13 protein-coding genes and 1 pseudogene are annotated in these 11,653 nt (G+C 46.2%); 6 read left to right on the top strand and 8 right to left on the bottom strand.

What is annotated here, in order from left to right; translation table 11 throughout:
* Positions 1-129: 129 nt before the first annotated feature.
* The 5 genes from J7G73_RS12955 to J7G73_RS12935 form a co-directional block, all read right to left on the bottom strand.
* Positions 130-993: an alpha/beta hydrolase gene (locus tag J7G73_RS12955; RefSeq protein ID WP_291246563.1), complete on the bottom strand. Its 864-nt coding sequence runs from the start codon at positions 991-993 to the stop codon at positions 130-132.
* Positions 994-1,003: 10 nt separating this feature from the next.
* Complete coding sequence (locus J7G73_RS12950; protein ID WP_291246562.1) at positions 1,004-1,816, bottom strand: class I SAM-dependent methyltransferase; 813 nt, start codon at positions 1,814-1,816, stop codon at positions 1,004-1,006.
* Positions 1,817-2,118: 302 nt separating this feature from the next.
* A complete protein-coding gene (locus J7G73_RS12945) occupies positions 2,119-2,634 on the bottom strand; it encodes a hypothetical protein (protein ID WP_291246561.1) in 516 nt (171 codons plus the stop codon).
* Positions 2,635-2,866: 232 nt separating this feature from the next.
* Positions 2,867-3,091 carry a peptidase M50 gene (locus J7G73_RS12940; RefSeq protein ID WP_087181183.1) on the bottom strand — a complete coding sequence of 75 codons (225 nt, stop codon included), beginning with the start codon at positions 3,089-3,091 and terminating at the stop codon, positions 2,867-2,869.
* Between the two features lie 43 nt (positions 3,092-3,134).
* Entirely contained in the window at positions 3,135-3,854 is a 720-nt protein-coding gene (locus tag J7G73_RS12935) for an L-2-amino-thiazoline-4-carboxylic acid hydrolase (RefSeq protein WP_291246560.1), read from the bottom strand.
* Positions 3,855-4,284: 430 nt separating this feature from the next.
* Here J7G73_RS12935 and J7G73_RS12930 point away from each other — a divergent pair, with 430 nt between their 5' ends.
* The gene (locus J7G73_RS12930) at positions 4,285-4,734 is read left to right on the top strand and encodes a zinc ribbon domain-containing protein (RefSeq protein WP_087181181.1); all 450 of its coding nucleotides are present in this window, start codon (positions 4,285-4,287) and stop codon (positions 4,732-4,734) included.
* 181 nt (positions 4,735-4,915) lie between these two features.
* Here the strand turns inward: J7G73_RS12930 and J7G73_RS12925 are convergent, their stop codons facing one another.
* From J7G73_RS12925 to J7G73_RS12915, 3 genes and pseudogenes are all read right to left on the bottom strand, one after another.
* Entirely contained in the window at positions 4,916-5,095 is a 180-nt protein-coding gene (locus J7G73_RS12925; RefSeq protein WP_132587393.1) for a hypothetical protein, read from the bottom strand.
* Between the two features lie 132 nt (positions 5,096-5,227).
* Positions 5,228-6,029 (bottom strand): annotated as a pseudogene (gene zupT / locus J7G73_RS12920) (zinc transporter ZupT).
* Positions 6,030-6,724: 695 nt separating this feature from the next.
* Entirely contained in the window at positions 6,725-7,111 is a 387-nt protein-coding gene (locus J7G73_RS12915; protein WP_291246559.1) for a metal-dependent transcriptional regulator, read from the bottom strand.
* Positions 7,112-7,342: 231 nt separating this feature from the next.
* Here J7G73_RS12915 and J7G73_RS12910 point away from each other — a divergent pair, with 231 nt between their 5' ends.
* The 5 genes from J7G73_RS12910 (at position 7,343) to J7G73_RS12890 (ending at position 11,445) form a co-directional block, all read left to right on the top strand.
* Positions 7,343-7,555, top strand: a complete 213-nt coding sequence (locus J7G73_RS12910; RefSeq protein ID WP_058964345.1) for a FeoA family protein — start codon at positions 7,343-7,345, stop codon at positions 7,553-7,555.
* A 115-nt stretch (positions 7,556-7,670) separates the two neighbouring features.
* A complete protein-coding gene (locus J7G73_RS12905) occupies positions 7,671-9,674 on the top strand; it encodes a ferrous iron transporter B (protein ID WP_291246558.1) in 2,004 nt (667 codons plus the stop codon).
* Positions 9,674-9,850: a FeoB-associated Cys-rich membrane protein gene (locus tag J7G73_RS12900; RefSeq protein ID WP_140401656.1), complete on the top strand. Its 177-nt coding sequence runs from the start codon at positions 9,674-9,676 to the stop codon at positions 9,848-9,850. The genes J7G73_RS12905 and J7G73_RS12900 overlap by 1 nt, the downstream gene beginning before the upstream one ends.
* Before the next feature lie 266 nt (positions 9,851-10,116).
* Positions 10,117-10,482 (top strand): metal-dependent transcriptional regulator, encoded by a 366-nt coding sequence (locus tag J7G73_RS12895; RefSeq protein WP_058964343.1) that lies wholly within the window; start codon positions 10,117-10,119, stop codon positions 10,480-10,482.
* A 42-nt stretch (positions 10,483-10,524) separates the two neighbouring features.
* Positions 10,525-11,445 carry an AraC family transcriptional regulator gene (locus J7G73_RS12890; protein ID WP_291246557.1) on the top strand — a complete coding sequence of 307 codons (921 nt, stop codon included), beginning with the start codon at positions 10,525-10,527 and terminating at the stop codon, positions 11,443-11,445.
* Positions 11,446-11,653 lie beyond the last annotated feature (208 nt).

Here is an 11,653-nt window from a genome sequence, read left to right as displayed (position 1 = left end):
AACTCTCTAAATACAGTAGCGAGCGGTTATTCCATATTTCAATGTAAAGGAAAGTCGCTTGTTGAAACTCTGCATACAGGCGGATACAAACGGGCTGTGCATGAACAGAGAAATCCGCAACAATTTTCGCTATGTACGCTCAGAAATATATGCAGTGATATATTCTACATATTCTTCCAGTCGAAACAGCAGGGAAAGGTGTCCCCCGGTAAGATTGGTGTATACGGTAGGGTTTGGCATCACGGATATGAGGGCACCCTTGCAGTCTTGTGTGAACGTGGCATCATCCGCAGATAACATCAGCAAAACCCTGTCGTTCCACGTGGTAAAGGTCTCTTTTGTCATCCCAAAATAGTTTTGCGTATCGATTAAAAGATCAACCATATGACGCTCATATTCCTTTGTCAGCAAATCCATCATAATAGAGCAGAATTCTTCCAAGGTCGTTTTTTCTTGTAATGTCAATCCATCTTTTTTTTGATTTAACACAACTCGTTTTATAGAGTGTTTTACCGCAGAAAATGGAAGGACGGAGAGAAGCTTTTTAAACTTCTCTTGGCTTTTGAGCATATTCATTAAATGTGCATATGCAGAAGGACTCATATCCTTAGCAAGCGAGCAGGTGTTGGAAAGTATCAAACCGTCCACCACTTCCGGATAAAGGGAGGCGATGATCTGCGCCACAACACCGCCAAGAGATTGCCCTACAAACCAGGCTTTCTCGCCAAGGTGCTGTAAAAGCGCAGCCACGGCCTGTGCAAGCTCCTTGTTGTCGGCAAAGCAGATGGGGTAATCAAAAGTAAGGATAGAGAAATCTTTGGCCAGTCGGTCAAAATGCAGATAGAGCAGATCGGACAAACCGATTCCGCCAGTCAGGAGAACAACGGTCGCTTTTGCTTGAGGATTTTTATAGTAGCGGTAGGGAAAGGGTTTTCCGCTGGGTAATACCAGTGTGTCTGCTGGATATTTTTGACGAAATTCTGCGATATTCATTGTCGCTTCCTCACTTTAACAATTTCAGCTGTATCATTTTCACCATGCGCAAAGCATCAGAAACTGTCATGCTGATTTTTGTAGACAATTTCAGACCATTCCTGGGGATGTGGTAATAGTATGGTTCCTCCGCAAGAACCTTGACTTTACCGCCGATTTTTTTAGTCAGCTCCGTTGCCGAATCTACATAGAAAAACATCTGCGCATCGGCATGGCCCAATTGCTTCATGTATTTTTTTCGCATCATAGCCATGCCACTTTTGTTTACAGTATCAAAAACAAGCGTTATCTCTCCATATTGCTGCAGTGTTTGCAACAGGCCTACAACCTTGGCCTCCTCAAAATAATGGAACAGCCCCCCGGCAGTGACCAGAATCGGCGCATTTGGGACATCGGCGCGAACTTGTCTGATCCAGTCCTCTGCAAAGGCGTCCCCGGCAAGGTAGGTTTCCCTCTCCGGCTCCGGCAGCAGCTTCCGTCGATATTCCATCACATGAGGCAGATCCACAGCATACCAGTGTGTATGCCCGTTGTCACAGCGATAATAAGCTGTCTCCAGGCCGCAGCCGAGTTGAACAATCACGCCGTCCGGACTGCGCTCCAGAAAGGCCTGAACGGTTCGATCCATATTGGAGGATCGGACGGCGGAGGCCAGCAAGGTATACTGGCTCTGACGCCCAGCCTTCAGCAGGCTGGACGGCAGCTTTTCCTTCAGCTCCAGCGCCTTTTGGTCGAATAAAATCTGCTGGCAATGCTCGCCGGCATAGAGCCGTCCCAACATAGGGACAAACAGTGTGTCCTCAACAATACCCAACTTAGACATGGCTATCCTCCTGTTTAAGTTTTGATGAATTCTGTAATCAATTTGAATAATCATCCGTCCGCGCCAAGTGCTCGCCGGCCAGGTCCGTCACCGTCGTGAATTAGGCGACAAATCAACCCGATCACGCTTTGTAAGCCGGAGAGAAGGTGGCACCACTCTTGCCTGTAAAAGTTACTGTGGAGCAGAGCTGGTGAGCGCTGTAAGCGTCATAAAGAATCTACTCGCAGAAAAGATGAAATATGATTTCCCGGATCAGCGTATAACGCCGGGCGGGTGGCTGCAATCTTCTGCACCTCATAAGATCACCAAAACATATCGATAAGCAGCCCCAGTCCCGCCTGAGCCATTGCCAGGACGGGACACATCAAAAACGGCCATTGAAGAAGGTGCTCCGGCAGAGCGTAGTTCCTCATCCAGTTTTTGAATGTATAATCAGGATGTCCCTCGGTACCGGGGATAACAAATCGATTTTTTGCCTTCTTTTGAATCAGCCAGAAATCCAGGAAGAGCAGATCACAGAAATTGACGATTATCCACTGGATATACCCAGTCAGGGTCAGACACCAGAATCGTGTTGTCCCGCCATCCAAAGCACTGATCGCACCATAAAGAAGAAGGGGCAGAAGTTCTCCGAAACAGATCCAAAGCCAGTAAGAACGTTTTTCTGTCGCGGTAGGCGGCTCTTTCGCCGCCTTGATGATGGCGGGCGGATAACAAGGGAACATCAGCCTGGGACAATACAGCGCTGCCAACCCGGCGAACAGGTTAAAGTAAGCTGCCATGGCGAGCCCATCTAAAAAAGTAAGCATCCAGTTCATATGCATCCCCTTTCATCTACAAGGGAGTTGTTTAACTAGTTGTTGCTAACCATTTGTGCGTTAAGCACCATGTCTTATCTCGCCGCCCAAGTGTAGCTTATTAATCCGATAGCAAGCTCAGAAGAGCAGGGGAGAACTGGAATCATAACCCTCACAAGAAGAAGCGACATGTTTATGTCCATTGGTTCTACTGTTTTACCGCACAACTCAGTTTCCGATATGCGAAGACCAGTTAATCTGTTATATTGTCTGTCAGGATAAAAAACAATCCGCAAACGAACAGTACAAGAAACAAAATTGCAGGAAGGGATAACCCGTTTTCAAAAATACTTATGATCATTCTTCCCGGTGGTGTTACCCATGCGTTTGCTGGGCTTTGCATCGCAACCATCATCGTTCCAGTAATTCCAATCGTACCACTCAGTGTCAAAAATCCGCCTTTAATCACTCTTTTCATAATGGTTTTCTCCTTTTATGGTACTCCTAACGCGAGGAAAGAATCATTTCAGTGGATCAGATTCATCTAAAATATGCGGAGGCCACACAGCAGGAATTGCTGCGCCGCGTTTCATCTTGAAGTCGCACACGTCATCCCCGGTTGCACAGGTTTTTTCCCGGTACAGAGTAACACCAAAGGCATGGAACATTACATAGTCCAGATTGCACATGTAAGGAAGATACTCCATGTAGCCTCTCGCTTTGCAAAACTCATAGATGGGGCAAACCTGGTTGTGATAGATGACGGGGTACTCTTCTGTGGGGGTCATGGTCTGCGTTACAAAGCTTCCCGGGTTTCTCGCAGCGTTTTCCGCATTCTTTCTGTCTTTGCGATGCAATGCCTTGTTGACAAGATCAGGGCAATGGTTGAACACTCCACCAATCAGCCGGCGCAACGGTCGGGGAACTCTGTCAAAGTACCGCTCATAGAGGGTGGTGGACAGACGTCCCCAGTCTTGGATGGAAAGACCGTATCGTTTTCCCACAACACCAATGGCAATAAAGAACATACAGCCAGTTAGATTTTTCGTTCCGCTGCTTCTGTCGCCGCCGATAAAAGTAAAATGTTCCAGCATCTCCTGCTCGTAATACTCCCAAACCTCAGCGAAAATCTGGGGATAGGGCTTTCGGAAAATCTCCTCCAGTTCAGGCTTGATAAGTTTCAGATAATTGTTCATTTCCCGCTGGAGCTTATTCTTGCTTTTTTGATAATACGTGTGCATATAACTGCCTCCGTATCACTGTATCTTTCAGCGATGTTTCCGGTTGACGGTTGCCTATTGCTAACCATCTTTACTATACTGCATTCTTGCGTTGCAATCAATCGCTTTGTTGAGGTTTTGTCACCAAGAACAAGTGGGGATTTTTTCGACAGGGGCCTTTGTAATGGATGGCTGCTGTCGCTCACCACCGGATATTTTTATTATAAAACGGATGGTATCCGTTCAGTAATTTTCAATAAATTCATCGCAGTGAGTGGTTTGGGTGCGTTTTTCCAATTTCGCTGTGACCGCAACGACAGAAGTCGTCAAATCCAACTTAAAGTATACATATGTCTTGTTAGTTCGTTTGTGGGAACAGGGGTAGAGCAACGGATGGTTGCTTTGCTTTTGGTTCCTGCTGTGGTACAATCCAGGTAAGGTGGTGATTGACATGGATACAAAAGAAATTCTTCTGGAACTACGCACTAACCACGGACTCTCCCAAGAGCAGCTGGCGCAGCAGGTCCATGTGACCCGACAGGCGGTTTCCCGTTGGGAGACTGGCGAAACAGTGCCCAATACAGAAACTTTGAAGCTGCTTTCCAGGCTGTTTGATGTGTCCATTAATACGCTGTTGGGCTCGCCTCGACAGTTGGTCTGTCAATGCTGTGGCATGCCGCTGGAGGACACCAACATTAGTCGGGAGCCGGATGGTTCCTTCAATGAAACATACTGCAAGTGGTGCTATGCAGACGGAAAATTTGTTTACACAAGCCTTAACGAACTACTGAATTTCCTGGAGAGTCATATGTCCAATGAGACATGGTCACCGGACCAGGTCAGAGTCTATTTAGAAGAGCGGCTGTCGAAGTTGAGCCATTGGAAAAAGCCCGAGACATGAACATTCCTATGAGGGAAATACGATATCATTGGTGTGTAAATACAGAAGCGCAGGCATTAGGGGGACAATGTCTGCGCTTCTGTATTTGCGTTAAAGTTATTGTTTTATAGCCCTGAACACAGCAGAAAAGCAATTTGTCAGGAAAGCATTTTATTCACAGCAGTCTCCAAACGATGTAGAATCATTGGGACGCTTCGTTCGCGTTGCTTTCATGCTTATGACAACACTTTCGGCAACCGTGATTTCCATCGTGCCCACAGCGGCAGTGACCATCAGGATTAAAGGGGTCAAAATGAAACAAATCCACTTTTTCCGCAGGAACCGGAATATTGACCATGGGGATGCCTTTGTATTCAAACATAAAAACACTCCTTACTTGTAACTCATGGTATTTTTGCTCTGAAACTAGAGTTATGCTTGAGCTTAGATAAAGGATAGCTGTTATTGGATCAAGCACATAATTTGTAAAACTGTATGCTTCACGGTAGGACTTTTACAAAAACAGTAATAGACTGATCGCCATAACGACCATGCCTGAAATAAGACCGTAGAGAGATAGATGGTGCTCGCCATATTCCCGGGCAGCCGGAAGAAGTTCATCAAAGGAAATAAACACCATGATACCTGCTACGCCGGCAAACAGGATCCCAAATACAGAGGCGCTCATAACGGGGCGCAGAACCAGTCAGCTAAGAAGAGTGCCTAAGGGCTCTGCGAGTCCTGAAAGGAAAGAATAATAAAAGGCCTTTTGCCGTGAACCTGTGGCCTGATAAATGGGAACGGACACTGCGATTCCCTCCGGAATATTATGAATTGCAATGGCTACAACAATAGGGATGGCTGTTTTTGGTTCCTGCAAAGCCGAAAAATGTGACAAGGCCTTCCGGGAAGTTGTGTATTGCGATTGCAAGCGCAGTGAAAACACCCATACGCATCAAACGCTCAGGCTGTATAGAACCCATCTCCGAGTCCTCCATGAGTCTTACTTCGTGTGGATTTTCTGTAGCTGGAATCAGTTTGTCAATTATCGCAATCACCAGCATACCGCCCCCAAAAGCTGCAACCGTTATCCCGCTGCCTAGTCGAGTGCCCATCTCGGCGATCAGAGCATCCTGTACTTTGAAAAATATCTCGATCAATGAGACGTAAATCATGACACCAGCAGAGAATCCCAGAGAAATCGACAAAAACTTGCGATTGGTGTGTCGGCTGAGAAATGCGATGCAGCTGCTGATTCCGGTACTAAGTCCAGCTAGCAGCGTAAGAAAAAGGGCGAGCAAAACGGTATGGTCCAAAGTATACCTCCTTCAAGCTGGTTAGGCATAACTAACTTGATTTTATCACTTTGAATATAGCATGTCAATGGTTGACATTTACAAAACGGGATATGTTTAAATGTATTTGCGATCTTATCTGTTCCTTTGCAAGATAAAAACAAGGTGGTCTCAGCATGAAAGACTCCGTCGGATGAAATTCACGGAGCGATTTGTTTCAAATAAAATGAGGACATATCGTGTTATCGGATTTGTCTGGATTTATTGTTGTGGTGCCAATTCTGTATTATTGCTTCGATGGAAGAAATCTTAATAAAAAGAGACTGTCTGCTAGTAAAGTGTTTTGAAATTATCGGCTTTGGATTGTGAGAGGAAAGATACGTGACGAAATATCGAGCAGTTTGTCTCCTGCAGCCAGAGAGATAGCGAATGGATGGGTTGTTGCCTGAGAGAATACAATAAAAGAAGTCGGACAGCGGTTATGCTGTCCGACTTCTTTTATTGCTTTATTCTAACGACTGGTACCGGTGAATTTTATTAAATTCATAAATCGCCCGTGATCTGCTTCAAGCATCAGACGGTTCTCGGCTGCATCCCAAATCCAGAATTCGCATTCCTATTTTATGGGCAAGTCGTGCATGAGCTTCTCGGCAGGTATCCAGATATTTGGACCCAGCATATTTTCACGTAAAAAGGGAATGAGTGACGCTCATGGGCTATTCCTTCGCCTTTTTTTCCAAAGACTGCTTCACGTGTTGCTGAATTGCAGAAAAGGATGCTGCACTGATCACATGCTCAATTCGACATGCATCTTCCGTTGCTGTTTTTTCATCTACACCTAAGCGCATCAGCATCTCAGAAAGGACGGTATGACGCGTGTACATCGTTTGCGCAATCTCCAGACCGGCTTCCGTCAATTTGATTGCACCATCTGAATCCACCAGAACATATCCGTCTTTCTTCAGAATGGACAGAGCTCTGCTGACGCTGGGTTTCGAGTATTCCAAATGCTCCCCAACATCAATGGCGCGCACAAGGCTTTTTGTTTTTGAGAGAATATAAATCGTCTCCAGATACATTTGACCGGATTCATGAATTGCCATAGGGACCCCCCTGTCTGTGTGTTGATCTAATTTTTTTATTATACCACAAACAGCCATCAAGATTCAAATTGATTCATGTTGTTTTGATTCATCGAAATTTGTTTTGATTTCACCTTGACAACGTAAGAAGGATGATGTATTATTTGGGAGACCGGTTAGGAGATGCTAACCATTTTTTATCGTACACTGGTTGCTTTATGCTAACTGATATTTTGATGACAGGTGAGAAGAATGACTTTGAAAGATGCCTTGGAAGGAAAAGAGTATTTCGTCCGGCAAATTAATACGGATGATGAGGAATTGAACGCGTTTTTATTTTCTCTTGGGTGCTATGAAGGAGAGCCGATTACGGTGATCTCCCACTTGAAAGGTGGCTGCGTTGTTTCTATTAAAGACGGGCGCTACAATATCGATAATCAACTGGCCGAGGCAATTCTAATCTGATATTGCCTCGCCCAGTCCATAGAAGGCATAGGTTGCTGCACATGTCGGTTAGCATAAGACAACCGCCGTGTGTTGTGATAAAAAACAGCAAAACAGAATAGAGGAGGAAATTACCATGCGTATTGCCTTAACCGGCAACCCGAACTCCGGTAAGACCACCATGTACAACGCTCTGACTGGGCGAAATGAGAAGGTGGGTAACTGGGCCGGCGTTACGGTAGAAAAGAAAGAGTATCCCATTAAAAAAGTATACTCCAGCGGCACGGAAGAACTGATTGCGGTGGATCTGCCTGGTGCCTATTCCATGTCTCCCTTCACTTCTGAGGAGAGCATTACCAGCTCTTATGTGCGGAACGAGCATCCGGATGTCATTATCAACATTGTGGATGCTACCAATTTGAGCCGCAGCTTGTTTTTTACCACTCAGTTGCTGGAGCTTGGCATTCCGGTTGTAGTTGCGCTGAACAAAAGCGATATCAACGCCAAGAAACAGACCAAAATCGATACTGCGACTCTTTCCGCAAAGCTGGGCTGCCCGGTATTGGAAACCGTATCCACCTCCGCAGAAGGATTGAAGGCCGTGATAGACGCTGCCGTTGCACTGAATGGAAAGGTGCAGAAAGCTCCTTACTCTCAGGGCGATATTGATTTGACTGACAAAAAAGTCGTAGAAGATGCAGATCGCAAGCGGTTCGAGTTTGTCAATCAGCTTGTGTCGCAGGTAGAGAAGCGCAAGGTGCTCACCAAGGAGAAGGGCACCAGCGATGCGATTGATGCTGTGCTGACCAACAAGTTCCTGGGAATTCCCATTTTTGCGGTTGTAATGTTCCTGGTATTCCAGATCAGCCAGACCTGGGTGGGTCCCATGATTGCCGATACACTGGTGGGCTGGATTGAGACCTTCCAGGGCTTTGTGGCTGACTCTCTGGCCGATGCCAATCCGCTGCTGACCGCTCTGCTGGCAGACGGTATCATCGGCGGCGTGGGTGCTGTGGTGGGCTTCCTGCCTCTGGTTATGATCATGTATTTCCTGATCGCTCTGCTGGAGGATTGCGGCTATATGTCCCGCGTTTCTGTGGTTCTGGACCCCATCTTCAAAAAGGTTGGCCTGTCCGGCAAGTCGGTCATTCCCTTTGTTATCGGCACGGGCTGTGCCATCCCCGGCGTTATGGCCAGCCGTACCATCCGCAACGAGCGTGAGCGCCGTGCTACCGCTATGCTGACTCCTTTCATGCCCTGCGGCGCAAAGATCCCCGTGATCGCCCTTTTTGCCGGCGCATTCTTTGACGATGCGGGCTGGGTGAGTTTTACCATGTACTTCACCGGCATCGTTCTGATTTTCCTGGGTGCTCTGCTGGTCAACAAAATTGCCGGTTACAAGAACCGCAAGTCTTTCTTCATCATCGAGCTGCCCGAGTATAAAGTTCCCTCTCTGCTCTTTGCCCTGAAAGCTATGTGTGCCCGGGGCTGGGCCTACATCGTAAAGGCCGCCACCATCATTCTGCTGTGCAACACCGCTGTGCAGATCATGCAGACCTTCAACTGGAGCTTCCAGGTAGCAGAGACCGCTGATAGCTCTATTCTGGCTTCCATTGCCCATCCCTTTGCATACCTGCTGGTGCCCATTGTCGGTGTCCTCAGCTGGCAGCTGGCTGCCGCGGCCGTCACTGGTTTCATCGCTAAGGAGAACGTGGTTGGTACTCTGGCCGTTTGCTTTGTTGGTCTGGAGAACCTTATCGACACCGATGCTCTGGAAATGATGGAAGGTGCCGGCGCTGAGGTAGCAGGTGTTATCGCCATTACCAAGGTGGCTGCTCTGGCCTATCTGATGTTCAATCTGTACACGCCTCCCTGCTTTGCCGCCATTGGTGCCATGAATTCTGAGATGAAGAGCGCCAAGTGGCTTTGGGCTGGCATCGGTCTGCAGCTGGGTACCGGTTATACTGTGGGCTATCTCGTATACCAAATCGGTACCCTGATTACCACTGGTTCGGTGGGCGTAGGCTTTATCCCTGGTTTGGTTGCAGTGGTTGCTTTTGCTGCTGTACTGGTTTATCTGTGCACGAAGACTGAGAAGGACCTGAAGCGTGAATATGCGCTGAGTGGAGCAAATGCGTAATGATTGATTACATTTTAATCGCAATCATTTTGGTGATTGTTGCAGCAGCAGCTTTTTATGTTTACAAAGCAAAAAAAAGCGGAAAGAAATGTATTGGGTGTCCGGATGGCTGTTCGGCATGCAATGCAAAAAAGAATGGTTCCCATTGCAGCTGCGGCGAGCATAAACATAAGTAATACAGGACAAAAAGCTGCGGTTCTCCAATAGGGGGAACCGCAGCTTTTTTTGAAAGATCACAACAAAAACTTGAAGGGAAAACATATCTGTATCTTAATATAAAAGACTAGCTTTCGCTTTGACAGTCATATGGAGAAATGATACCATGGCAATGGTTAGCCAATGCTAACCATTGCTTTTGCCTTGATGTTAGTTTGAACTAACCACGTGGGCTTCTGATGAATCCTGCGGCTATAAATTAAAGAGCAGAAGGACGGGAGGTTTTGTGAAAAGCAAACGTGCCACAGAAGACTATGTAAAAACTATTTACCAGCTGTCACAAAAGGGAAAGGTTCGTTGTTGTCAGATAGCTAAGTGTTTGTCTGTGTCCCGGCCTACGGCATTGATGTCGATTAGAATTCTTTCGGAAGAGGGGCTGGTATATCAGGATGACCTCAAAAATATTTATCTGACCGAGAAGGGGATAAAATTGGCGCAAAAAGTGGAGGCCAAGCATCGAGTACTATATGAGTTGTTGGTTATGGTTGGAGTTGATGAAGAAATCGCTTCCAGAGATGCATGCAAAATGGAACATGGGCTTGGAGAAGAGAGTTTTTTGGCTTTGCAATCGCTGGTTAGAGATCCTGATTAAGTGACTGAGTGTTTTGCACTTATTTGGAAATGAGGACGGGGTATGTTAATTGAATGTCTGAAGAAGGATATACAGGCAAGTGCAGTCCGGCTCGATGATATACCAGGGATTTACATCTGTCGGTTTAAAGGGGCGGGAGTATCCGATAAAATTGTACTCCCTTTTCCTATGGAGAAAACTCCAAGGCTTGTTGAAGCTCTCTTTTGCACTGAAGGCGAAATCATCATACAGCGTGCGAACGATATTCCGTACAGGGCGGTAAAAGGAAATGTTCTGCTTTTGACTAATATGACAGAGTATACTTCGATCAATATCAGCAAAAACATGCAAGGAATTCTGGTAGCAATCGACAACTGCCGAATCGGCGAAGAATTTTTTTCTCTCTGCGATATTTTAAAACTAGACCTGGAACGATTAGAATCTGGGATGAGGGAGTGGCCCGAGAGTATAATAATCGTTAATAATGGCTGGACGCAGTCCCTGTTTGAGCTCTTGGACTTTATGCCTGAGGAAGCGGCCGGAAAGTATTGCTTTTTGAAATCTTTGGAACTGTTGTATGTTCTGTCTGCAAGGAATTGCGGAGAAAGCGGTAATGATCGGGCTGAAGGAAGTAGGCGTATGTGCCGAAGTGTATTGGATGCCAAACGATATATGGAGGAGCACTTATCTGAGAAGATCACCATAATTCAATTAAGCAGAATGCTTTCTGTTTCGCCTACCTATTTGAAGGCGGAATTTCGTCGCATACACGGAATGTCTATTCACCGCTGGCTGATGGAATTACGTATGCGGAGAGCCGAAGAATTGATTTGCTGTACGGATCAGCCTATTTACCAAATTGCACAAGAAGTCGGATACGAGGGTATGAGTCAATTCAGTACGGTTTTTAAAAAGCATTATGGCGTTACGCCGGGACAATTTAAAAAAATGTCAAAAACCATAACAAGGTGTCCGTTTCAATAATGACAGGCAGAGAAGGCCCATGTATAATAATTGGACACTCAACACCATCTTGATGCAAAAGACCTGCTAATAAAAGTCAAGTAGAAATTTCAGATTTTTTAGGGAGGCGAAAAATGCAATACAAAATCAAGCCGCTGAGCATCTCAAAATTAAAACGGCGGCCAGCCAGATGGTATAGAGTGTAAAAATCAGTCGTGCTCCAGGGATT

The sequence above is a fragment of the Allofournierella sp. genome (genome assembly GCF_017889395.1).
Classification (GTDB): Bacteria; Bacillota; Clostridia; order Oscillospirales; family Ruminococcaceae; genus Allofournierella.
Note: the sequence above shows the minus strand (reverse complement) of the source record. Positions and strands in the feature narration are given on the sequence as shown.